This window comes from Actinomadura latina NBRC 106108, assembly GCF_001552195.1.
Classification (GTDB): Bacteria; Actinomycetota; Actinomycetes; order Streptosporangiales; family Streptosporangiaceae; genus Spirillospora; species Spirillospora latina.
In genome coordinates, this window is the sequence record NZ_BCQS01000018.1 from 85,465 (window position 1) to 107,362 (window position 21,898).

At 72.5% G+C, this 21,898-nt stretch carries 25 protein-coding genes; 11 read left to right on the forward strand and 14 right to left on the reverse strand.

Features of this window, described 5'->3' with window-relative positions; all coding sequences use genetic code 11:
- Positions 1 to 26: 26 nt before the first annotated feature.
- Positions 27 to 335 carry a hypothetical protein gene (locus AL2_RS23030; RefSeq protein ID WP_067636785.1) on the reverse strand — a complete coding sequence of 103 codons (309 nt, stop codon included), beginning with the start codon at positions 333 to 335 and terminating at the stop codon, positions 27 to 29.
- Positions 336 to 370: 35 nt separating this feature from the next.
- Here AL2_RS23030 and AL2_RS37630 point away from each other — a divergent pair, with 35 nt between their 5' ends.
- Positions 371 to 751, forward strand: a complete 381-nt coding sequence (locus tag AL2_RS37630) for a hypothetical protein (protein ID WP_157438311.1) — start codon at positions 371 to 373, stop codon at positions 749 to 751.
- On the opposite strand, the gene AL2_RS23035 is transcribed toward AL2_RS37630, so the two are convergent.
- Entirely contained in the window at positions 741 to 1,433 is a 693-nt protein-coding gene (locus AL2_RS23035; RefSeq protein WP_067636787.1) for an HAD family hydrolase, read from the reverse strand. The two genes, AL2_RS37630 and AL2_RS23035, sit on opposite strands and share 11 nt — an antisense overlap.
- A 117-nt stretch (positions 1,434 to 1,550) precedes the next feature.
- Here AL2_RS23035 and AL2_RS23040 point away from each other — a divergent pair, with 117 nt between their 5' ends.
- Positions 1,551 to 3,044: a CYTH and CHAD domain-containing protein gene (locus AL2_RS23040; RefSeq protein WP_067636789.1), complete on the forward strand. Its 1,494-nt coding sequence runs from the start codon at positions 1,551 to 1,553 to the stop codon at positions 3,042 to 3,044.
- On the opposite strand, the gene AL2_RS23045 is transcribed toward AL2_RS23040, so the two are convergent.
- The 3 genes from AL2_RS23045 to AL2_RS23055 form a co-directional block, all read right to left on the reverse strand.
- Positions 3,018 to 3,932 (reverse strand): NUDIX hydrolase, encoded by a 915-nt coding sequence (locus AL2_RS23045; RefSeq protein ID WP_067636790.1) that lies wholly within the window; start codon positions 3,930 to 3,932, stop codon positions 3,018 to 3,020. The genes AL2_RS23040 and AL2_RS23045 overlap by 27 nt on opposite strands.
- Positions 3,925 to 6,009, reverse strand: a complete 2,085-nt coding sequence (locus AL2_RS23050) for an RNA degradosome polyphosphate kinase (RefSeq protein WP_067636792.1) — start codon at positions 6,007 to 6,009, stop codon at positions 3,925 to 3,927. Before AL2_RS23050 ends, AL2_RS23045 begins: the two co-directional genes overlap by 8 nt.
- A gap of 124 nt (positions 6,010 to 6,133) precedes the next feature.
- Positions 6,134 to 7,609 carry a pentapeptide repeat-containing protein gene (locus AL2_RS23055; protein WP_168444564.1) on the reverse strand — a complete coding sequence of 492 codons (1,476 nt, stop codon included), beginning with the start codon at positions 7,607 to 7,609 and terminating at the stop codon, positions 6,134 to 6,136.
- A gap of 156 nt (positions 7,610 to 7,765) precedes the next feature.
- On the opposite strand from AL2_RS23055, the gene AL2_RS23060 reads away from it, so the two are divergent.
- Positions 7,766 to 8,092: a hypothetical protein gene (locus tag AL2_RS23060; RefSeq protein WP_157438313.1), complete on the forward strand. Its 327-nt coding sequence runs from the start codon at positions 7,766 to 7,768 to the stop codon at positions 8,090 to 8,092.
- 69 nt (positions 8,093 to 8,161) lie between these two features.
- Here AL2_RS23060 and AL2_RS23065 read toward each other — a convergent pair whose 3' ends face one another.
- The 3 genes from AL2_RS23065 to AL2_RS23075 form a co-directional block, all read right to left on the reverse strand.
- Entirely contained in the window at positions 8,162 to 9,325 is a 1,164-nt protein-coding gene (locus tag AL2_RS23065; RefSeq protein ID WP_067636797.1) for a CU044_5270 family protein, read from the reverse strand.
- A complete protein-coding gene (locus AL2_RS23070) occupies positions 9,322 to 9,876 on the reverse strand; it encodes an RNA polymerase sigma factor (RefSeq protein ID WP_067636800.1) in 555 nt (184 codons plus the stop codon). The genes AL2_RS23065 and AL2_RS23070 overlap by 4 nt, the downstream gene beginning before the upstream one ends.
- Before the next feature lie 158 nt (positions 9,877 to 10,034).
- Positions 10,035 to 10,931, reverse strand: coding sequence for an alpha/beta fold hydrolase (locus AL2_RS23075; RefSeq protein ID WP_067636801.1), 897 nt, complete (start codon positions 10,929 to 10,931; stop codon positions 10,035 to 10,037).
- Positions 10,932 to 11,016: 85 nt separating this feature from the next.
- Here AL2_RS23075 and AL2_RS23080 point away from each other — a divergent pair, with 85 nt between their 5' ends.
- The 4 genes from AL2_RS23080 to AL2_RS23095 all read left to right on the forward strand — a co-directional run bounded on the left by AL2_RS23080 (position 11,017) and on the right by AL2_RS23095 (position 14,995).
- Entirely contained in the window at positions 11,017 to 11,562 is a 546-nt protein-coding gene (locus tag AL2_RS23080; protein WP_067636803.1) for a CGNR zinc finger domain-containing protein, read from the forward strand.
- 132 nt (positions 11,563 to 11,694) lie between these two features.
- Positions 11,695 to 12,888: a PP2C family protein-serine/threonine phosphatase gene (locus AL2_RS23085; protein WP_067636805.1), complete on the forward strand. Its 1,194-nt coding sequence runs from the start codon at positions 11,695 to 11,697 to the stop codon at positions 12,886 to 12,888.
- Positions 12,888 to 14,561, forward strand: a complete 1,674-nt coding sequence (locus AL2_RS23090) for a sensor histidine kinase (protein ID WP_083946815.1) — start codon at positions 12,888 to 12,890, stop codon at positions 14,559 to 14,561. The genes AL2_RS23085 and AL2_RS23090 overlap by 1 nt, the downstream gene beginning before the upstream one ends.
- Positions 14,558 to 14,995, forward strand: a complete 438-nt coding sequence (locus AL2_RS23095; RefSeq protein WP_067636807.1) for a response regulator — start codon at positions 14,558 to 14,560, stop codon at positions 14,993 to 14,995. Before AL2_RS23090 ends, AL2_RS23095 begins: the two co-directional genes overlap by 4 nt.
- A gap of 6 nt (positions 14,996 to 15,001) precedes the next feature.
- Here the strand turns inward: AL2_RS23095 and AL2_RS23100 are convergent, their stop codons facing one another.
- Entirely contained in the window at positions 15,002 to 16,153 is a 1,152-nt protein-coding gene (locus tag AL2_RS23100) for a PP2C family protein-serine/threonine phosphatase (protein ID WP_067636810.1), read from the reverse strand.
- A gap of 100 nt (positions 16,154 to 16,253) precedes the next feature.
- On the opposite strand from AL2_RS23100, the gene AL2_RS23105 reads away from it, so the two are divergent.
- From AL2_RS23105 to AL2_RS23115, 3 genes are all read left to right on the forward strand, one after another.
- Positions 16,254 to 16,727 carry a MarR family winged helix-turn-helix transcriptional regulator gene (locus AL2_RS23105; RefSeq protein ID WP_067636811.1) on the forward strand — a complete coding sequence of 158 codons (474 nt, stop codon included), beginning with the start codon at positions 16,254 to 16,256 and terminating at the stop codon, positions 16,725 to 16,727.
- Between the two features lie 145 nt (positions 16,728 to 16,872).
- Positions 16,873 to 17,700 carry a L,D-transpeptidase gene (locus AL2_RS23110; RefSeq protein ID WP_067636813.1) on the forward strand — a complete coding sequence of 276 codons (828 nt, stop codon included), beginning with the start codon at positions 16,873 to 16,875 and terminating at the stop codon, positions 17,698 to 17,700.
- Positions 17,701 to 17,722: 22 nt separating this feature from the next.
- Positions 17,723 to 18,370 (forward strand): choice-of-anchor P family protein, encoded by a 648-nt coding sequence (locus AL2_RS23115; RefSeq protein WP_067636814.1) that lies wholly within the window; start codon positions 17,723 to 17,725, stop codon positions 18,368 to 18,370.
- Between the two features lie 72 nt (positions 18,371 to 18,442).
- Here the strand turns inward: AL2_RS23115 and AL2_RS23120 are convergent, their stop codons facing one another.
- The 5 genes from AL2_RS23120 to AL2_RS23140 form a co-directional block, all read right to left on the reverse strand.
- Positions 18,443 to 18,853 (reverse strand): ATP-binding protein, encoded by a 411-nt coding sequence (locus AL2_RS23120; protein WP_067636815.1) that lies wholly within the window; start codon positions 18,851 to 18,853, stop codon positions 18,443 to 18,445.
- Between the two features lie 116 nt (positions 18,854 to 18,969).
- On the reverse strand, positions 18,970 to 19,347 hold the full coding sequence (locus tag AL2_RS23125) for a hypothetical protein (protein ID WP_067637109.1): 378 nt from the start codon (positions 19,345 to 19,347) through the stop codon (positions 18,970 to 18,972).
- A 49-nt stretch (positions 19,348 to 19,396) separates the two neighbouring features.
- Positions 19,397 to 19,759: a DUF1801 domain-containing protein gene (locus AL2_RS23130; protein ID WP_067636817.1), complete on the reverse strand. Its 363-nt coding sequence runs from the start codon at positions 19,757 to 19,759 to the stop codon at positions 19,397 to 19,399.
- Positions 19,760 to 19,916: 157 nt separating this feature from the next.
- A complete protein-coding gene (locus AL2_RS23135; protein WP_067636819.1) occupies positions 19,917 to 20,558 on the reverse strand; it encodes a carboxymuconolactone decarboxylase family protein in 642 nt (213 codons plus the stop codon).
- Entirely contained in the window at positions 20,542 to 21,114 is a 573-nt protein-coding gene (locus AL2_RS23140; protein WP_067636821.1) for a VOC family protein, read from the reverse strand. Before AL2_RS23140 ends, AL2_RS23135 begins: the two co-directional genes overlap by 17 nt.
- Before the next feature lie 110 nt (positions 21,115 to 21,224).
- Here AL2_RS23140 and AL2_RS23145 point away from each other — a divergent pair, with 110 nt between their 5' ends.
- The gene (locus AL2_RS23145) at positions 21,225 to 21,839 is read left to right on the forward strand and encodes a TetR/AcrR family transcriptional regulator (RefSeq protein ID WP_067636823.1); all 615 of its coding nucleotides are present in this window, start codon (positions 21,225 to 21,227) and stop codon (positions 21,837 to 21,839) included.
- The last annotated feature ends 59 nt before the right edge of the window (positions 21,840 to 21,898 follow it).

A 21,898-nucleotide genomic window follows, 5' to 3' on the forward strand; every position in this document is an offset into this window, starting at 1 on the left:
CGCTCACACGGCGCCCGCCCCCTGCCTTACTCCAGGTCGAACTTGACCTTCTGCCCCTCGATCGAGGTCACCGTGATCGACACCGACCCCACCCGCGCACGCTCACCGTTGGGGATCACCGCGGGCGCGGACCCGTCCGCCGACACCGTCATCCCCTGGTCGGAGATCTGCGAGACGGTGACGTCGACGTCGTTGACCTCGACGGTCTGCCCGGCGCCGGTCACGGTCACGTGGCACTTGCCGTTGACGCAGCTGTGCGTGTTGCTCTGGCAGCCGCTGAGCAGCAGGACGCCGCCGAGTGCGGCAACGGAGAGAACCGGGACTGCACGCTTCACAAAAACCCCCATGTCAGACGATCTCGCATGTATCGATGCGCCGCCCGCCCGCCCGGTTCCACCCTCAACTGGCACAAAGCGGTCAGCGGGGACGAGAACTTCACGCCGCCGAGCCGCGTCCGCGCACGCCGAATCCGCGAGTTCGCCTGCGCCGGCTCACGTCAGACGGGGATCAGGGCCTGGTCAGCGAATGGCCCGGCCAGTTCGCCGCCCTGAACCGCGAGAGCACCGACGCCCTCAACGCGTTCATCGACCGCCGCCCCGGCCTCGACCGCGAGCGCCTCGTCTTCGCCACGGTCGACGTCCCCTACGGCGCCGTCCGCCGCCACCTCGTGGGCCGCCGCCCACCCCCGCCCAGCGTCGACCTCCTGATAACCACCACCTGCCGCGCCGTTCTGACCGGCTTCAAGCGTTGAGGATGGCCTGGATGACGGCGGGGGTGTCGGTCAGGTCTTCGAGGACCATTTCGGCGCCGGAGAGGCGGAGGGCCTCGGGCGGAGTGGCGCCCGTCGCCACGGCCACCACGCGGGCGCCGCCTTCGTGGCCTGCGCGGACGTCGTAGGGAGTGTCGCCGATCAAAACCGTGTTGGACGGCGTGAACTCGTCGCCGTACTTGCCGGACGCGCGTCGCTGTGCGAGGGCCACCAGCGGCGGGCGTTCGATGCCGTCCATGCCGTAGGCGCCCACGTCCAGGTCGAAGTAGCCGATCAGGCCGAGCGCGCTCAGCTTGGTGGCGGCGATCTGCTCCATGTTGCCGGTGAGGGCCGACTGGATCACGTCGGGGCGGGCGGCGAGGGTCTTCAGGGCGGCGTCGGCGCCCGGCAGGACGCTGCCCCTGGAGGCGATCTCCTGGGCGCGGGACGCGAACGCCTCGGCCAGGGCCGTCGTGAAGGACGTCAGGAGGGCGGGAGTCGGGTCAACGCCGTGGTGGCGGAGGGTCTCGGTGGTGATGGCGAGGTCGGTGCGTCCGGCCATGGACGCGACCTTGGCGGGGCGGTGGCCGATGAGGCGGTGGAACACCGACGCGTAGATGTCGGCGCTGATGCCGCCGGCGTCGATGAGCGTGTGGTCGATGTCCCAGAGCACCAGTGTTCGCACGCACGCATGCTAGGCCGGGTTGCCGGAGTAAAGGTTTCCCCCGCAGTTCACCGGGGCGTGAAATGCTTGTCACCTGGGTGTGCGCGTTGATTCCCGAACGTCCCTGAGGAGCAGAGCGTGGCCGAAAGGCATCTCGAGATCGAGCAGAAGTACGATGCCGCCGCCGACTTCGTCCTGCCGGAGCTGGACGGGTTGCCGGGCGTGGCGGCGCTCGGGGAGCCGCAGGTCCACGAGTTGCACGCGACCTACTTCGACACCGCGGACCTCCGGCTCGCCGCCAACAAGATCACGTTGCGGCGGCGGCGCGGCGGCCCGGACGCCGGGTGGCATCTGAAGATGCCCGCCGGGCCGGACAGCAAGCAGGAGCTGCGGGCGCCGCTCGGCCGGCCGCTGGTCGTCCCGGCGCGGCTCGCGGGCCTCGTCGCGGTGTACACGCGGGGCGCGGAGCTGCGTCCGGTCGCGACGCTGGAGACGCGCCGGACGGTCGTCCGGCTGTTCGGGGCCGATGGGGCGGAGCTGGCGGAGGTCGCCGACGACCTGGTCACCGGGCGGGGCGGGGAGGACGCCGAGCCCGAGCGGTGGCGGGAGATCGAGGTCGAGCTGGGGACGGGCCCGCCCGACCTGATGAAGGCCGCCGGGAAGCGGCTCCGGAAGGGCGGCGCGAAGAGGGCGAAGTCGTCGTCCAAGCTCGGGCGGCTGCTCGGCGACGCGGTCGTGCCGTCGGAGGCGGCGGCCGCCCGGGCGGCGGCCCGGTCGCGGATCGCGGCGGCCACCAGCAACGGGAAGGCGCCGGCGATCACGACCGGCGAGGTCGTCATGGCGTACCTCGCCGAGCAGGTCGAGGCCGTCGCGAACCTCGACCCGAAGGCGCGGCTGGGCGAGGACGACGCCGTGCACAGGATGCGCGTCGCCGTGCGGCGGACGCGGAGCGCGCTGCGCAGCTACCGTTCCGTCCTGGACGCGGAAAGGACCGTCCCGCTCGGCCCGGAGCTGCGCTGGCTGGCCCAGGAGCTGGGCGAAGTGCGCGACCGCGAGGTGCTGCGCATGCGTTTCCAGGGCGCGCCCCAGTTCCTGCTGGACGATCTGGAGAGGCAGGAGCGGTCCGCGTACCGGCGGCTGAACGCCTGCCTGAAGGAGCCGAGGTATTTCGCGCTGCTCGACGGGCTCGACCGGCTGATCGCCGATCCGCCGCTGGCCGCGGACGCGGACAGGAAGGCCCGCAAGGAACTGCCCGGCCTCGTCACGCGGGCCTGGGACCGGATGGCCAAGGAGTACGCGTCGATCAAGACGGCCGGCGACCCCGACCGCGCGCGCCACGAGACCCGGAAGGAGGCCAAGCGGGCCCGGTACGCGGCCGAGCTGGCGGTTCCGGTGCTGGGCGTCGCGGCGAAGCGGGTGGTCGAGGACGCCAAGCGCATCCAGGGCGTCCTCGGCGACTACCAGGACGGGGTCATCGCCATGGAGCATCTGGCGGCGGCCGCGAAGCGGACGCGGATTCCGGCGGAGGCGTTCACGCTCGGCGTCCTGTACGGCAAGGAGCAATGCGAGGCGATGTCCGCGCGAGACCGCCTGGCGACGACCTGGTCACGCACCCTCGGCCCGTCGTTCTGACGCGTCGTTCCGGCTCCGCTGGGGGCTGTGGCGTTCCAGGGCGGTCATCGAGTCGCCGGTCAGGTGGGCGGCCCAGAATTCGGCCTTGCGGAGGCTCGGGTCGTCGGGGACCTTCTCGCCGAGTTCCCTGCACAGGCCGGAGACGAGTTCGGAGACGATCTCGCCGTGCGTGCACACGAGCGCGGGGACGCCGGTCAAGGAGAGCAGCCGTTCCATGGCCTGCTCCGGGCCGGTGTCGCCGACGGTGAACGCCGCGTCCGTGGCGATGGACGTCCTGACGAGGCGCGCATAGGGCAGGACGGTCTCCAGGCAGCGGGCCGTCGCCGAGCTGATCACCTGCAGCGGCCCGTAGGCGTGCAGGAGGCCGGCGAGGGCGGCGGCCTCGCGCCGGCCGGCGGCGTCCAGCGGGCGCAGCGAGTCGGGCTCCCGCCACTCGTGCTTCTCTCCGGCGGACGCGTGCCGCAGGATGATCAGTGGCGCCGTCCGCAGCGGGCCGCGCAGGAACTCGTGCAGCAGGTCGACGTCGTGCCGGTAGCTGAGCCGGGCCTCCGCCTCGGCGGCCGGCAGCCACACGAGCTCGTCCACCTCGTCGTTGGGCGTGAACGCGCTCGACGCGGCGGGCCGGGCCGCCCAGTAGTCGACCAGCTTCGTCCGCTCCCCGAGCGGATAGGTGCTGGTCGGGAGCCGGCGGCCGAGGCGGGCGACGATGCCCGTCTCCTCCTCGGTCTCGCGGACGGCGGCGCGCAGCACGTGCTCGCCCGGGTCGACCTTGCCCTTGGGGAACGACCAGTCGTCGTAGCGGGGGCGGTGGATCAGCGCGAACTCGGGCCCGTGCTCCGGCCCGTCCCGCCACAGCAGCGCGCCGGCGGCGCGGATGACCTCAGCCATCGATCGTCCTCCACCGGCGGCTCTTGACCAGGTGCGTCTGGATGTCGAGGAGCGTCTCGCCCGGCCGGGGCCGCGCCCGCGTCCACGTGCCGTCGCCGGCGAGCGCCCACGCGTGGGTGCCCGGCTCCATGGCGCGGTCGAGCAGGGAGAGCAGGTCGTCGCGCTGCGCGCGGTCGGTGACGGTGACGAGGGCCTCGACGCGGCGGTCCAGGTTGCGGTGCATGAGGTCGGCGCTGCCGATCCACACCTCGGGCTCGCCGCCGTTCTCGAACGCGAACACCCGCGAGTGCTCCAGGAACCGGCCGAGGACGCTGCGCACCCGGATCATGTCCGACAGGCCGGGCACGCCGGGACGCAGCGCGCAGATGCCGCGGACCCAGACGTCCACTGGAACCCCGGCCCGCGACGCCCGGTACAGCGCGTCGATGATCACCTCGTCGACGAGCGAGTTGCACTTGACGCGGACCCGCGCGGAATGCCCGGCCCGCCGGTTGTCGATCTCGTGCTCGATCCGCTGCACGAGCCCGGACCGCAGGCTGTTCGGCGCGACGAGCAGCCGGTGGTAGGAACTCTGCCGCGAGTACCCGGTCAGGTGGTTGAACAGGGCGCTGACGTCCTCGCCGACCTCGGCGTCGGCGGTGAGCAGCCCGAAGTCCTCGTAGAGGCGGGCGGTCTTCGGGTGGTAGTTGCCGGTGCCGATGTGGCAGTAGCGGCGCAGGTTGCCCTCGTCGTCCTGCCGGACGATCAGCGCCAGCTTGCAGTGCGTCTTCAGCCCGACGAACCCGTACACGACGTGGCAGCCGGCCGTCTCCAGCTTGCGCGCCCACGCGATGTTGGCGCGCTCGTCGAACCGGGCCTTCAGCTCCACGACCACCACGACCTGCTTGCCGGCCTCGGCGGCGTTCATCAGCGCGTCCACGATCGGGGAGTCGCCGCTCGTCCGGTACAGCGTCTGCTTGATCGCGAGGACGCGCGGGTCGGCGGCGGCGTCCTCGATCAGCCGCTGGACGGTCGTGGTGAACGAGTCGTACGGGTGGTGGACGAGCACGTCCCGCTCGCGGATGGCGGTGAAGATGCTCGCGTCCTCGGGCAGTGCCTCCTTCGACGGCACGAAGGGCGGGTACTTGAGCTCCGGGCGGTCGAGGTCGGCGATGGACGCGAGCCCGCCGAGGTCGAGCGGCCCGATCACGCGGTAGATCTGGCTGTCGTCCACGGCCAGCTCGGAGGTGAGCAGCTCCAGCACGCCCTCGGAGATCGACTCCTCGACTTCCAGCCGGACGACCGGGCCGAACCGGCGGCGCAGCAGCTCGCGCTCCAGGGCTTGGAGCAGGCCCTCGCTGATGTCGTCGTCGATCTCCAGGTCCTGGTTGCGGGTGACGCGGAACGCGTGGTGCTCGACGACCTCCATCCCGACGAACAGCTGCCCGAGGTGCGCGGCGATGACGTCCTCCAGCGGCGTGAACCGGTCGGGGGACGCCTCGATGAAGCGCGGCAGCAGCGGCGGGACCTTGACGCGGGCGAACATCGTCGCGTCGGTCTCCGGGTCGCGGACGATCACCGCGAGGTTCAGTGACAGGCCCGAGATGTACGGGAACGGGTGCGCCGAGTCGACCACGAGCGGCGTGAGCACCGGGTAGATCCGGTCGCGGAACAGCCGCCGCAGCCGCTCCTGCTCGGTCTCGGCCAGCTCGTCCCAGCGCAGGATGTCGATGCCCTCGTCCTCCAGCGCGGGACGGATCTCGTCGCGGAAGCAGGACGCGTGCCGGCCCATCAGCTCGTGCGCGACCTCGCCGGTGCGTTCCAGCACCTCGCGGGGCTGCCGGCCGCTGGCGGACTGGACGGCGAGCCCGGTCGCCATCCGGCGGGCGAGGCCGGCGACGCGGACCATGAAGAACTCGTCCAGGTTGCTGGAGAAGATCGACAGGAAGCGGACGCGCTCCAGCAGCGGCAGGCCGGAGTCCTCGGCGAGCTCCAGGACACGCTGGTTGAATCTCAGCCAGCTCTCCTCCCGGTCGAGGAAGCGGTCGTCCGGCAGCGCTTCGGGCTGATGGGGGAGCTGTCCTGGGTTGACGGTCATGCCTTAATTGTCCCTGACCAAGATGAACGGCGATCGAACTCGGCTGTTTCTCCGACGTATCAGACCCTCCGATCATGCCCCGGGTTCCGGCTGATCACTCGATATTTCCGCCCCCGAGCACCGGCTACGTACCGCCGTGGCCCGGATGCGCGATGTGCGCGGTGTCGGCGCGCTCGTCATGGTTCACGGCGGACGCGCCGGCGCACACCAGGGCCACGATGACCGCGAGCCAGGCGACCACGCGTCCCGCGCGCAGCCCGTAGCCGCAGGTGATCCAGAGCAGGTGCAGGCCCAGCCGGCGCAGCGGATCCCGCTCGCCGCGCCGCCGCAGCTCCAGCGCCCCGTACCGGAAGTCCCGGGCCAGCCGGCCCCGGCCGGAGTCGGCGGTGGCGCGAGCCAGCTCCAGGTAGAGCGTCCGCAGCCGGTCGCCGCGGCCGGCGTCGCCCGCGCCGCGGACGAGGCCGACGAGGTCCTCGGCGAGTACGGCACGCCCGCGGCGCGCCCAGGGCCGCAGCGTCCGCCGGTCCGGGACGGTCGCGAACGAGCAGTCGCCCGTGATCGCCAGCGTGTCCGGGCGGCGCAGGCCGAGGAAGGCGCAACCGCTCAGGTCCAGGTCGGCGAGGTGCAGCCGGGCCGCGTCGACGCGCCGCAGCGACGTGACCCGGACGCCCGCCGGGCCGGCCGGAGGCGCCAGCCCCTGGATGGGGCGGGCCAGCGACCGGACGGTCGCCGGGCCGTCGAACACCGCGTCCTCCAGGTCGAGCTCCGCGTGCCGCAGCCGGAACCCGGCCTCCCCGTGCACGGTCACGCCGCGCGCCGTGACCTGCGGGGCCGCCGCGTGGACGCGGAGCCCGCCGTGCACGGTCGCGTCCGACAGCCCGACCCGGCCGCCCGCCGCGAGCGGGCCGAGCCACACGCCCTGCCGGAACCGCGTCCGCTCGAACCGGGCGTGCCGGGCCACCTGGACGCGCTTGAACGAGACGGGCCCGCCGAAGCACGCCGCCTGCATCGCCGCGTCCCGGCCGAACCGGGCGCGGTCGAAGCAGGCCGCGCCCATGAACACGGCCTTCCGGAACGAGGCGTCGGCGTGCCAGCGGGCCTCCCCGAACAGCGCGTCGCAGGTGAAGACGGCCTCCTCGAACGTGGTGTACCGGTGGAACCGCGCCTCGTGAAAGGACACGTTGCGGCCGAACCGCGCGCCCCGGAACGAGACGTTGCCGAAGAACCGCGCGTCGTAGAACGAGACGCCGCCGAGGAAGCAGGCGCCGTCGAACGAGCTGTCGCCCTCCACGCAGGCGCCGCGCAGCACCGCGCCGGACGGCAGCACGGCGCCGTCGAAGCGCGTCCGGCCGAGGTGGGGGCGGCCGTCCGGCCCGGTGACGGCGTCGAGCACGGCGTCGAGCAGCCGCGCCGGGACGGTGACGCCGCGCAGGTCCAGGTCGCCGCCCGGACGCAGGGCGCGCACGAACTCCTCGAACTCGCCGGGACGCAGATGGGCGGGGCAGCCGCCGGACGGCCCGGCCGCCCGTCCGCTGCATCCCGGGACGGCCGAACATCGAGGCCAGAACACCGCCGGTGGGGAAGGCTCGGGATAAGTCACGGTTCTCGTTGTACCCATGGCGCCCCGCGGAGTGAAGGTCTCCTGGAGGCCAGGTGCGTGCGACCCCGGCGCCAGCCGGCGGCGCCACCCGCCCCGGGCGACCCGCGGATAAAAGGCGGGCTTGTTTTGTCAGACCCTTGCGTAATGATTTGTGTTATGAGCAGAGACACCCATCCGGGGGTGCAGTGCCCGCACTGCCAATCGCATCTCGCGCTCGTCCCCGTGCCTGGAAACCCCGTGCCCGGAAACTCCGCCGTACCCGTCCCCGCGTCCGTCCCCGCCGTGCCGATCGTCGCCAAGGAGGAATGGCAGCCGCCGCCCGTCGCCGAGGTGCTCGCCGTTTACGCCGGACGCGCCAAGGACACCGTGACCGCGACGCGCGGCGCCGCCAAGGTCAGGGAAAGCCTCAACCGCGCGAAGGCCGTCGCCGCGCAGCGCAGGGCCGTGCAGAAAACGGCCCGCCGGACGCCCAAAAGCGCCTGATCACATCTCGGCCACTAACGCCGGGAAGGGACGGCGCCATCCGGTGGCACCGCCCCTTCCGCCGACGGGTCAGCCCGGGTGGGAGTTCGTCCATTCCGTGGTGACCGTGACGGTGGAGTCCACCGTCCGCCCGGACGGGATCTGCGTCCCGGCCGCCGGGGCCAGCATGATGTCCTCGCTGGCCAGCGCGGTCCCCGAGGACAGATCAATGATCATCTGATGGCGGATCACGCCGCGGCTCGTCTTCTCGTCCACCGCGATGGCGCTTCCCGCCCGCCCCTGCGGGTCCTTCACCTTTCCGACCGACCGCACCGCCGGAAGGGCGGCCAGCATCCGGAATCCGGCCGCCCGGACCGCCGGCTTCACCGGCATGTCCATCACCAGGCCGCGCGCCACCTCGTAGAGCCATTCGTCGGACGGCATCGGATCGTCCGACTCGGTGCCGTGGCCCTTGTACGAGCGCATCAGTTCCGCCCTGAGGCGCTTCGGGTCGGACGGCAGTGACCGCAGATCCTTCATGGTCACGTTCCGGCCGAGCCAGAACACCTTGTCGCCGTCGACCAGCGGTGAACTGCTCACCTCGGGACGGCCCGGCGCGGTCGTCGCCGTGAAGGTCTTCAATCGTCCCTTGCCCGCCTTGGAGGGCGCGGGGGCCTCGATCTTGAAGGTGGCCGGTGATCCGGCGCGTCGCCAGGCCGCCGCGTCCGCCATGGTGGCGGGTTTGGCGCCGAGGTTCTGCTGGAGGACCCACGTCTTGACTCCGGGCTTGCTCGGAGTCCATGTCTCCGCCTTCTGCCGGACGGCGACGCCGTAGCGGTCCGCGCCCGTCCCGACCATGTAGAGATGGGACGAGATCGTGGCCTGATGCCAGTACGCCCGCATGGTCTCGGTCTGCCCGTCCGCCTGCTCGGCCGCCGTGAGCAGCACGGACTTCGCGTCGAGCGCCGGCTCGGCCGCGCCCGGCCGCGGTCCCGGGCCGGGCGGGTTCCCGCCGGTCGTGACCACGGCCGCCGCGACGATCGCCCCCGCGGCCACCGCCCCGGCGAGGCTCAGCCCCCACATCGGGCGCACCCGCCGCCGCGCCGGCCCGGCCTGCGCGTCCGCCAGAGTGCCCGCCGGTGTGCCCGCCATGGCACGGGCCAGTTCCGCGTGCCGGACGCCGTCGTCGATCCGCGTGTCCGGGTCCAGTTCGGCGGGCCTGGCCTCCCGCAGCGTGTGCAGCACGTCCCTCATGACATCTCCTCGCTCACGATCCCCATCTGCGGCCGCACACCGGCCCGCTCGCGGGCTTCCGTCGCTTCTTGGCCGGCCGCCGCACGCAGAAGGCGGCGGCGGGCCCGGTGCAGGCGCACCCGCAGCGCGGCCGGCGAGCAGCGGACGACCTTCGCCGCGTCGCGCGGCGTCAGTCCCTGCCAGGCGATGAGGATCAGGATCTCCCGGTCCTGCTCCGGCAGCGCCGCCATCGCGCGCAGCACGGCGAGCCGTTCCGCGACGTCGTCGGCGATGTCGCCGGCGGGACGCGCGGCCCACCGGGCGAACTCCGCCGTGAACGACTCGCGCCGCACCTCCGCCCGGCGGCCGTCGCGCAGCACGTTCCGCGCGACGCCGAGCAGCCACGGCAGGGCCGGGTCGGGGACGTCGGCGAGCCGCCGCCACGCGACCGCGAACGTCTCGCTCACCACCTCGTCCGCGGCCTGCCGGCCGGCGCGGCCCGCGGCGTACGCCCACACGTTCTGGCGGCACGCGTCGTAGATCGCGGTGAACCGCTGTTCATCGGGAGTCACGCCGCGTCACCGCCCGTCCCTCCGCCGCTGTCGTCCGTCACCGCGTCTCCGTCCGTCCAGGTGTGCATGTCACGAGGTAGTGGCCGGGGAAGCCGCATTGTTACACCGCGGAACCGTCCCGGCGGAGGGCCGGGCGCCGGTGTCGTCCGCCCGGGGGCCTACGCCGGGGGGAGGGAGTCGAGGAAGCGGGCCACCAGCGGGGCGATCTCGGGGAGGTGGTCCTCCAGGGCGAAGTGGCCTGTGTCGAAGACATGGAGTTCGGCGTCCGGCAGGTCGCGCAGGTACGCGCGGGCGCCCGGTTCGGGGAAGAACGGGTCGTTGCGTCCCCAGACGATGAGGGCGGGCGGGGTGTGCTCGCCCAGCCACGCCTGCCAGGCCGGGTACCGCTCGACGTTCGAGTGGTAGTCGAAGGCGAGGTCGAGCTGCGGCCTGGTCCGTCCGGGCAGGTCGAGGAAGTGCTGGTCGAGAGTCCAGCCGTCGGGGGCGATCAGCCCGGGGTCTCTCGTCCCGCCCTCGTACTGGCCGCGCGTGGCGGGAAGCGTCAGCAGGTCGCGGACGGTCTCCTCCGCGCCTTCCCCATCGGGACGCAGGGCGATGAACTCCCGCGCGCCCGGCGACAGGCCCTCCTCGTAGGCGTTGCCGTTCTGGACGACCAGGCCCGCGATCCACTCCGGGTGCCGCAGCGCCAGCCGGAAGCCGACCGGCGCGCCGAAGTCGAAGACGTACATGGCGAAGCGGTCCAGGCCGAGGCGTTCGACGAAGCCCTCCATCACGTCGGCGAGGCCGTCGAAGGTGTAGCGGAACGTTCCGCCGGTGGACGCCGGCTCGGGGACGTCGCTGTGCCCGAAGCCCGGATAGTCCGGGGCGATCAGCCGGTACCGGGCGCCGAGCACGTCGATCAGGCGCCGGAACTGGTGCGACGCGGACGGGAAGCCGTGCAGCAGGAGCAGCGCGGGCGCGTCGGCGCGCGCGGGCAGCGACTCGCGGTAGAAGACGCGGATCCCGTCCACGTCGATGAGGCGGTGCGCGGTGCGGGCGAGGGCCGGGATCGTCATTTCACATGCCTCCTGGACGTGAAGATGCATTAGTCCTAACCCATGACGATCTAATGTGTCAATGAGCGGATGTAGCATTAGAGCCATGACCGACCCCGTCCCGCTGACCGGCGAGCCGCTCGCGCTGGACCTCGTCAACACCCGCCCGGCCGGCGCCGACCTGATCGCCACCGTGGACGGCCTGGCCGCCTGGCTGGCCCTCGAAGGCGACCGGGTGCCGGAGCCGGCGGCCCTCACCGCGGCCGACCTGGCGCCCGTGCACGCCGTCCGGGAGCACGCGGCCGTCGCGATCGGGCACGCGCGGCGCGCCGAGCGGCCGCCCGGCGCGGTCCTCGGCGGCCTCACCGAGGCGCAGCGGCGGGCTCCGGCGATCAGGCGGCTGAGCTGGGACGGAACGGCCGTCACCGCGACCCCGGAACGTCCCGGCCGCTACGGCGACCGGCTGGCGGCGCACCTCGCCGAGGCCGTGGCCGACCTGCTCGCCGGCCCGGCGATCGGCCGCGTCCGGCAGTGCGAGGGGGACGGCTGCGTCATGCTGTTCCTCCCCGCGCACCCCCGCCGCCGCTGGTGCTCCGCGACCCGCTGCGGGAATCGCGCACGGGTCGCCCGCTACTACGCGCGGCGCACCTAGGTTGGTCGGGCAAGAGGGATCGTTTCGGTCGTTTGCCGTGCATTCCAGCGATCGATAACCCTTAATATTTGCTCAACGACAACCAAACCCCGTTGGACCCATCCGGTGGCGCCGGACCGAAGGAGCTGAGACATGGCCGCGATGCACAGTCGCGGTGCGGAGCGACTTCTCGGCGTGGCCGGCTCCCCGCACCTCCTCCTGGTCGAGGACGATCCGGGCGACGCGTTCCTGTTCGAGGAGCTGCTGGCCGAGGCTCAGCCCGGCCTCCGGATCACGGTCGCGACCACGCTCCGGGAGGCGCTCGACGCGCTGCGGCCCGAGATCCAGTGCGTCATCGTCGACCTGTCGCTGCCGGACGCGCAGGGCCTCGACGCGCTCCACCAGGTGCGCACGCACGCCCCGACCACCGCGGTCCTCGTGCTCACCGGCCTCGACGACGCCCACGTCGGCGTGGAGGCCGTCGCCGCCGGCGCCCAGGACTACCTCGTCAAACAGGACGTGGACGGCGCGCTGCTCACCCGCGCGATCAGCTACGCCATCGAGCGCCAGCGCGCCGACGAGACCGAGCGGCAGCTCGTCGAGGCGCGCGCGCTGAGCCGCGAGAACGCCCGGCTGGAGCGGGGCCTGCTGCCCGTGCCGATCCTGCACGACGGCACGCTGCGGCACCACACCCGCTACCGGCCCGGACGCGACCGTGCGCTGCTCGGCGGCGACTTCCACGACACCGTGGAGACCACCGACGGCGCCGTCCACGTGGTGATCGGCGACGTCAGCGGGCACGGCGCGGACGAGGCGTCCCTCGGGGTGCGGCTCCGCATGGCGTGGCGGACGCTCGTCCTCGCCGGGCACGCGGGGCCGCTCCTCCTGGACACGCTGGACGCCGTCCTGCAGCACGAGCGGTGGGCCGAGGAGATCTTCACGACCGTGTGCATGCTGACGATCGCGCCCGACCGGCGCAGCGCCCGGCTGTACCGGGCGGGGCATCCGGCGCCGCTGTTCTTCGGGCCGGGCGGCGTCGCGGCCGTCCCGGACGAGCCGCGCGGCCCGGCGCTCGGGCTGATCCCGGGCGTCGAGTGGCCCGCCCTCGACCTCGAACTCGGCGAGTCGTGGACCCTGCTGCTCTACACCGACGGGCTGATCGAGGGGCATGACGGCGACGGGTACCTCGACCTGTCCGGGCTGGTCGAGCTGGCGAAGATCGCGCACGGCGAGGGGCAGCGCGGCGACGTGCTCATCGACGGGCTCATCGCGGAGGCGGAGCGGCTTAACGGGGACGTCCTGTCCGACGACCTGGCCGTCCTGCTGCTGAGCCGGGGGGACGGCTGATGGCGGACGGACCGCGGACGCGGACCTCGGCCGACGCCGCGCCGCGCCGTCCCGAGGCCGCTCCGGAACTGCGGATCGGCGGCCCGGCGGTCGTGCTGCCCGCGGCCGACATGCCCGAGGGGCACGGGATGAGCCGGCTGCGGCTCGTCCGGATCTACCAGATCGGCGCGCTCGTCCTCGGCCTGCTTCTGATGGCCGTCTTCGCGCAGGCCGGGACCGCGCTGTACGGGAACAACAAGGCGCGGGACGTCCTCGTCAACCAGGTCGACCCGGCGACGCTGGAGCAGTTCCGGCTGTCGACCGCCGTCGCCAACCAGGACACGGCCATCCGCGACTACGCGCAGGACGGCCGGGACGAGCACCTCGCCCAGTACCGCCGGGCCGTGCGGCAGGAGGCGGACTCCGCGGCCACGATGCGCCGGCTGCTGTCCGGCGTGCCCGGCAGCGCGGGCGTCGACCGGCTCCTGGACCGGGCGACCGACGACTCCAGGGCGTGGCGGGCCGCGTTCGCCGACCCGATCGCGGCCGGACCCGGCGGCGAGGGCGTCGACGCCGCGCGGAGCCAGGACGCGCGGCGGCTGCTCAACCAGGCGCGCGGCGACATGACGCCGCTCCAGGTCGGCATCACCAAGCTGCACGACAGGGCCTCCTCGACGCTCCAGTCCCGCGCGCGGGCGGCCCTGTGGTCGACGATCGCCGCGCTCGTCGTGGTCGTCGTGGCCGCGCTGGCGCTCGCCGCGCTGCTCCGCCGGACGGTGCTGACGCCGGTGGCCTCGCTGACCGGACGCGTCCGCGCCGTGTCCCAGGGCGACCTCGAAGCCCGGCTGGACGTCCCCGGCCCGGCCGAGATCAACGAGCTGGCGGCGATCATCGACGCGATGCGCGACCGGATCATCCGGCAGTGGCGCATCAGCGAGGAGAAGACCCGGCAGCTCAACGAGCAGACCGCGGAGCTGCGCCGGTCCAACGCCGAGCTGGAGCAGTTCGCCTACGTCGCGAGCCACGACCTGCAGGAGCCGCTGCGCAAGGTGGCGAGCTTCTGCCAGATGATCGAGCGACGCTACGGGGACCAGCTGGACGACCGGGGGCAGCAGTACATCGCGTTCGCCGTCGACGGCGCCAAGCGCATGCAGGCCCTCATCAACGACCTGCTGAGCTTCTCCAGGGTCGGGCGGATGACGCAGCCTGAGGAGTCCGTCGACCTGGCCGGCGTCGTGCGGCGGGCCCTGGACAACCTGGCGGCGCTGCGCGAGGAGACCGGCGCCGAGGTGGACGTGCGGGACCTGCCGGACGTCTCCGGCGACCGCACGCAGCTCACCCAGCTCTTCCAGAACCTCATCGGGAACGCGATCAAGTTCCGCCGCGAGGGCGTGCCGCCCCGGGTCGTCATCGACGCCCGCCGCGACGGCGACGAGTGGGTGTTCGGCTGCGCCGACAACGGCATCGGCGTCGAACCCCGCTACGCCGACCGCATCTTCCTGATCTTCCAGCGGCTGCATCCGCGGGACGAGTACACCGGCACGGGCATCGGGCTGGCGCTCTGCAAGAAGATCGTCGAGTTCCACGGCGGCCGTATCTGGCTCGACGCCCGCGACCCCGGCGACGGGCCCGGCACGACCTTCCGCTGGACCCTGCCGGTCCGATCGCACATCGGCAACGGAGACGACACGTGAACGAAGGCCCGCACCCCATCGAGGTCCTGCTCGTCGAGGACGACCCCGGCGACGTCCTGCTGACCGTCGAGGCGTTCGAGCACAACAAGGTCAACAACACGCTGAGCGTCGTGAACGACGGCGAGCAGGCGATGGCGTTCCTGCGCCGGGAGGGCGAGTACGCGGATGCGCCCCGCCCCGACCTGGTGCTGCTCGACCTCAACCTGCCGCGCAAGGACGGCCGCGAGGTCCTCGGCGAGATCAAGGCGGACGACGACCTGCGGACCATCCCCGTCGTCGTGCTGACGACGTCCGAGGCCGACGAGGACATCCTGCGCAGCTACCACCTGCACGCGAACGCCTACGTCACCAAGCCGGTCGACTTCGAGCAGTTCATCTCCGTCGTCCGGCAGATCGACAACTTCTTCGTCACCGTGGTCAAGCTGCCTCGCTGACCCTTTTCAGCGGTCGCGTCCGGTCCAGTCGATGCAGACGATCACGGCGTCGTCGGCCGGCTCGCCTTCGTCGTGGTACTCGACGAAGCGCCGGACCACGGTACGGACGGCCTCCGGCGGGTCCTGCAGCCGGGTCGCGCGCAGCGCCTGGAGCAGCGAGTCCGGCCCGAACGGCACGCCGGACGGGGACTGCGCGCCGTGCACCCCGTCGCTGACGACGACCAGCCGGTCGCCCCGCTCGACGGTGAACTCCTCGGTCGTGTAGCGGGTGTCGCCGAACATCCCGAGCGGCATCTGCGCGTCGAAGTCGATCGCGTCGGTGGCGCCGCCGCGCAGCCGGTAGATCCGCGGCGAGCCCGCGTCCACCACCCGGACCCGCCCGGTGCCGAGCTCGAACTCCAGCAGCAGCGTGGCCACGTGCTGGTCGCCGCGGTGCCGCGCGAACAGCGCCTGGTCGCCGAGCGCCGCCTGGTCGACGATGCCGGCGCCGGACCGGCGCGCGTTGCGCAGCGCGCTGATCGCCAGATGGGTGAGCGCGGCCGCCCTCGTCCCCGACCCCATGCCGTTGCTGACGGTCAGCGTCAGCTTCTCCGCGGACACCGACCAGTCGAAGTTGTCGCCCCACACCGCGTAGGCGGGTTCGAGCTGGCCCGCGAAGCGGAACTCGGCGGCGTTGTAGGCGGGCGGGGGCAGCAGGTCCCACTGCATCTCCGCGGCGAGCGTCAGCCGTGTCCGGCGGCGGAGCCGCCGGTACAGGTCGGTGCCCCCGTCGGCGATCTTCAGGGCGCGGGCGAGGGCGTCGGCGAACGCGGCCAGCCAGCCCGGCCCGCCGTCCGGGAGCCGCACGGTCAGCACGCCGAGGCGCTCGCCCTTCACGGTCATCGGCAGATGGAGGGCGTCGCCCTCGCCGATGGCCCGCTGGGCGGCGAACGCGTGGCCGGGCGCGGTGTTGTCGACCGGCACGCCCTCGCCGTCCCCGGGGACGGTCCGGACGAGGAACGCCTGCCGGTAGTCGACGAGGAGCACCTCGGCGCCGGTGGCGCCCGCGTGCCGTCCGAGCAGGCCGGTCGCGACGTCGATCAGCTCGTGCGGCGGAGCCGCCCACATCGCCGCTTCGAGCGCCGCCGGGAGATCGTCGTCCGCAGGTTCGCCTGGCATCGCCGTCCTCGCGGGAATAGGGGCCGGGCCGCCCCCGGCGTCCGGCGGACCCGCAGGTCCAGGGATGCCGTCGGCGGCGTCGTATGTAACAGTGGAGGGCATGGTGGCCACGTCGGGTGAGGATGCCGCGGATGCCGCGGCGGCCCTGGACGACGCGGCCTCCACCCTCATGAACGTCTGGTCGCGCGCCCACAATGCCCCGGATGTACCCGTCCCGTCTACGCAACTGCGGGCGCTGTTCGTGCTGGAGCGCGGCCCGGTCAACATCAGCAACCTGGCGGGCGAGCTGGACGCGCTGGTGTCCTCGGCGAGCCGGCTGTGCGACCGGCTGGAGGCGTCCGGGCTGCTGGCCCGCGACCCCGGCCGGGACCGCCGCGAGGTGACCGTCCGGCTGAGCGCGGACGGGCAGGCGCTGCTCGACCGGCTCCGGGTGCGGCGCCTGGAGGAACTCGCCCGCGTGCTGGCGCAGATGCCGGCGTCCGCGCGGGCCGCGCTGCTGTGGGGGCTCATGGAGTTCCACGAGGCTGCCTCCAAGCCGGACGACGAGGACGGTTCCTTCTCCATGCTCGCCTGATGCGCCCGGTTTTATTCGGGTAAGTTACAACGCTCCGCAAAGCACCTGCCAAATTGGTGATTGTCATTATTTGTAATGGCGGCTCTCGGCGCGTTTTCCGCCATTCCCCATACGCGCGCCTTCACCGCCACTAGCATCCCGGCTCATGGCGACCATCAATGCCCCGCGGCATTCCCGCCGCGCCGTCACCGCCGCCGGGCTGCTCCCGGCGGCCGCCGCCGTGCTGCTGCTCGGCGGGTGCGGCGGCGGCTCCTCCGCGCCCGGCACGGCGTCCGGGAAGGACGCCGGCCGGCCGCCGGCCGCGGTGGAGGCCGGCGCCGCCAAGGTCCCCGAGGCCACCACGTTCGGCACCCTGCGCGGCGCGCCCAAGGACACCGCGCCGGACGGCGCCACCGACGGCCTGGTCGTCCACCCGGCCGGGCCGACGCCGGTACTGGACCGTCCGGGCGGGCGCCGCGTGGCCACGCTCCCCACCACCGAACTGGGCGGCCCCACCTGGGTGCCCGTGGTGGAGAGCTCCGGCGGGTGGCGGCGCGTCCTGCTGCCGAGCCGCCCCAACCAGGCGAGCGGCTGGATCTCCGGCGCCGGGCTGCGGACCGCGCACACGCCCTACACCGTGCGGGTCGACCTCGGCCACCGGCGGCTCACGCTGCTCAAATCCGGGCGGCAGGCCGGCCGCTGGCCGGTCGCCGTCGGCGGCGCCGAGACCCCGACGCCGCCCGGCCGGACGTTCGTCCTGGCCTCCATCGTGCCGTCCGACAAGAAGCAGAGCCCGATCGTCCTGCCGCTCGGCACGCACTCGGCGACCCTGGACACCTTCGGCGGCGGGCCGGGCACCGTCGCCCTGCACGGCTGGCCCGACGCCTCCGTGTTCGGCAGGGCCGTCACGCACGGCTGCGTGCGGGTACCCGCGGACGCGCTCAAGGCGCTGTCGCGCGTCCCGCTCGGCTCGCTGGTGTTCATCACCGCCTGACCTCAAGAAACGGAGCACATCCATGCGTCACAGCCATGCCCTCGGGCGCCTCGCCACGACCGGCCTGCTCGCCGGCGGCCTCGTCGCCGCCGGGCTGCCGGCCCTGGCCGCCACCCCGGCCGGTGAAGGCTCCGCGTACGGGCTGGCGGTCACCGGGCCGCTCGCCGTCCCGCCGGTGCCCGCCGTCTCGTCCACCACGGGGGAGGTCAACAAGCGCCTGCTGCGGGAGGACCACACCAAGCTGGTCAAGGCGTCCGCGCTGGACGTCAGCGCCTCGGCCGCCCGCGCCCGCTCGTCCGTCGCGCGGCTCGCCGTCCCGTCGGCGAAGCTGGCGGCGGGCGCCGTCTCCGCCCGGTGCGTGAACGGCCAGGGCTCGGCGAACCTCGCGCACGCCGTCCTCGCCGGCAAGCGGTTGGACTCCACGCCGCCGCCGAACACCACCGTCCCCGTCGACGTGGACGGCCTCGGCCGGACGTCGATGACCCTCAACAAGCAGCAGCGCACCGCCGACGGCCGGCTCGCCGTCACCGCCATGGAGCTGATGCTGCCCGGCGGCAAGGGCGCGCTCAGGGTCGCGTCCGCCACCTGCGGGCGCGGCGCCGTGCCGAAGGGCCCGGCCGAAGCGCCCGAGCCGACCCCGATACGGCACGACCTGCCGGTCACCGGCTGACGCCGACGGCCCGGCCGACACTGACGGCCCGGCGGACACTGACGGCCCGGCGGGCGCGCGCCCGCCGGGCCGTCAGCCCGCCAGCGACTTCTCGAAATGCACCACCGAACCGTTCCGGTGCACGCGATCCGCTATCTGAAGCTCCTCCGTGAACGCCCGCATCAACTGCAGCCCCCGGCCGTGCTCGGCGAGCGGCGGCGCCTGCAGGGTCTCCCAATCGGCGCCGTCCTCCGCGTCGCCCGTGCCCCCGTCTATGACCTCGACGACGCATCTCGCCCCGTCCATCCGCGCCCGGACCTCGTACTCCATTCCGGCCGCGGCGTGCTGGATGACGTTCGCGCACGCCTCTCCCAAAGCGAGCGCGATATCGGCACGGACCTCGGATGCCACCCCGAGGCCGCGGAGAGAGGCGTCGAGCGTATGCCGCACCAGCGGAGCGCTCTCGGCGTTCCTCGGCAGGGTCATTTCGAGAACGACCTCCATGCCAATCGCCTCCGTTCCCTCTAGCAGGCAGATTTCCCAACCACCACAACGGGAAACTCCGGCCACCAGAAAAACGCGGCGACCCGCATATTCGCCGGACTACTCGTCTCGCCGGACTACTCGTCGGCCCGCCCGGCGAGCTTCCGCAACGCCGCGACCTGCTCCTCGTCCAGGCCCTCGTAGTCGCTGTGCCGGCGCTGCTCGGCCTGCTCGTCGATCCACCGGCCGTGCGCCTCCCAGGCGGCCTGCTTGCTGACGCCGAGCGCTCCCCCTATCTGCGTCCACGACGCTCCGGCCCGCCGCGCCGACCGGACGGCGAGCTGCCGCCCGTAGACCGCCTTGCGGGCGATGACCTCCCCGAGCGCGAGAAGCTCCAGTACTTCCGCGCGCTCCAGTGGCATGTCCCCGACCGCGTCCCGAACCCACAGCTCGTCATACCGGACGGCTGCGCTCGTCAACGTGATGTCCCGCTCGATCCCATCAGGAGTGACCATGCCTTTGAGCATGCGCGTCAAGCCGCCCTGACGTCAAGTCGTCCTGACGTTATTCCTCCAAGGCGCGGGCTCGCCGGACCCAGCCGGCGAACAACTCCTCGTCCACGTCCTCCAGGCCGCTGAGCTTCACGCCCGCCATCTGCCGCGACATCGCCTCCAGCCGCCCCGACGCGTCCTCGATCTCCTGCCCCCGCCACAGCCCGAACGTCACGTACTTCGCGTACGCCTTGATGAAGCAGACCGGCTTCTGCCCGGCCTTCTCGCCGAGGCTCCACGTCGGCTGCGCATGCCACAGCGCGACCTCCACCCCCGGCAGCGCGGCGTCCACCACCGCAAGCGCCTTCTCCGCCACGTCCCGCAGCCCGGCCGGCACGTCCGCCATGTACTCCCGAACGTTCGCGTGCTTACCCATCCCGATCTCCTCTCGTCACCAACGCGTCGCACGGGCGCCGACCAGATCGACGGCCCGCCCGAACTTCTTCGAGAAAATCTCGGGGCACGCCTTCGGGGCGGGACCGCGTCGACCGGAAACTCTTCCTCCTCCAGCCGTGGGCATACGGGGGCGGGTATCAGCCCTCCCCGGTCAGGTCGGCGGCGATGTCTCGGTCGCCGTAGCCTTCGGGCGCCGCGACCTCGACGATCGGTTCCGGGCGGTCGTCGAATTCGAGCCGGAGGGCGCGGCTCATCGTCGCGTGCATGTCGTACATGCAGGTGATGTAGGTGAGTTGGAGGATCTCCTTGTCGGAGAGGTGCTCCTTGAGTTTGTCGAAGACCGCGTCGGGTGTGCGGCCCCCGTCCAGGACGAGGCAGTCGGTGTAGGCGAGGACGGCCCGTTCCAGCGGCGAATAGCAGTCGGCGGTCTGCCAGTGCGGAATGGATTGGATCCGCTCCTCGTCCATGCCGAGCGCCCGCATCTGCTTGCAGTGCTGCGAGAACACGAACTGGCTGCCGCGCGCCCAGCCCGCCCGGCACTGGCCCAGCTCCCGGAGGACGGGGTCGAGGCCGGAGTTCCGGTACAGCGCGAAACCCTTGACGGCGTGCCGGAACACGTCGGGGGACTGGGCGAAGACCGTCCACCAGTCGCCGGGGGAGCCGGTCGCGGTGCCGTGGTCGACGGCCGGGTCGCGGTCGGGCGCGAAAAGGTGGTCGTAGAAGAACAGGATCTGCTCGTCGGTGACTTCGGCGCGGGGAACCTCACGCAGTCGGGGCATGCTGCTCCTTCGGGGCGGTGCGGTCGGCGGCGGTCTTGGGCTCGTGGGAGACGTCGGAGTCGTCGAACGTCCGCGTCCAGCAGGCGAATTCGAGGAGGATTCCGTCCGGGTCCTGGAAATAGAAGGAGCGGACGAACACCCCGTCGTCGACGTCGCGGGAGATGCCCATCGGGCTGTCGTCGTGGTTCAGGATGGGGCTGACCGTGACGCCCTTCTCCTTCAGCCGCTTCCGGTACTCCTCGAACTTCTCGGGCGGGACGTGGAAGGCGACGTGGTTCATGGACCCGACCGCGCTGAGCAGTTCGCCCTGCTCGGGACGGCCGGCCGGGGCGGAGATCCCGGGGACGCCGTCCGGCGCGTCCGGGAACCAGAAGAAGGCCACGCAGTCGCCGCCGCCGCAGTCGAAGAAGAAGTGCTGGCCCAGGCCGGCGGGCAGGTCCAGCGTCTTGATGAGCGGCATTCCGAGGACGCCCGAGTAGAAGTCGATGGTGCGTCTCATGTCGGACGACACCAGCGCCAGATGGTTGATCCCACCGAGTTCGAATTCGGTGTTCATGCGACCCTCCCTGGAAGTTGACTTGACAGTCATATCAACTTGCTCGATGCTCGGATACTGTTCCTGCGAACATCGGGTTGTCAACACCCAGGGCGAGAGGAACCACGGCGATGCGGGACGATCCCGGCGGGCAGCCGCTCACCGAACGCGGCGCCCGGACCAGGGAGCGACTCCTCGCCGCCGCCCGCGAGGTCTTCGAGGAGCGCGGCTTCCCGGAGACCCGCGTCGCCCACATCACCCGGCACGCCCGCGTCGCCTACGGGTCCTTCTACACCTACTTCCCGTCGAAGGAAGCGGTGTTCCTGGAGGTCGCGGACCGGCTGTTCGAGGACATGACGGACCACGACCTCGTCCCGTCCGCCGGGCCGGAGCCGGCCGCGCGCATCCGCCGCACCAACCGGGCGTACTACCGGGCGTACCTGCGCAACGCGAAGATGATGGCGATCATCGAGCAGGTCGCGACGTTCAACGCCGAGTTCCAGGAGCTGCGGCGCAAGCACCGGGCCGCCTCGGCGGAGCGCTCCGCGAGGGCGATCTCCCGCTGGCAGCGCGAGGGGCTCGTCCCGTCCGACCTCGACGCGGAGATGGCCGCCCGCGCCCTCGCCGCGATGGTGGACCATTCGCTGTACCTGTGGCTCGTCCAGGGCAACGACCCCCCGGGCACCGAGCGCCTCCTGGACACCCTGGACATCCTGACCGTGCGCGCCCTCGGCCTGCCGTCCTGACGAAGGAGACCCGTGGAACTCGCCGACCCCCTCCGCGCCCTCGCCGCCGCCCAGCCCGC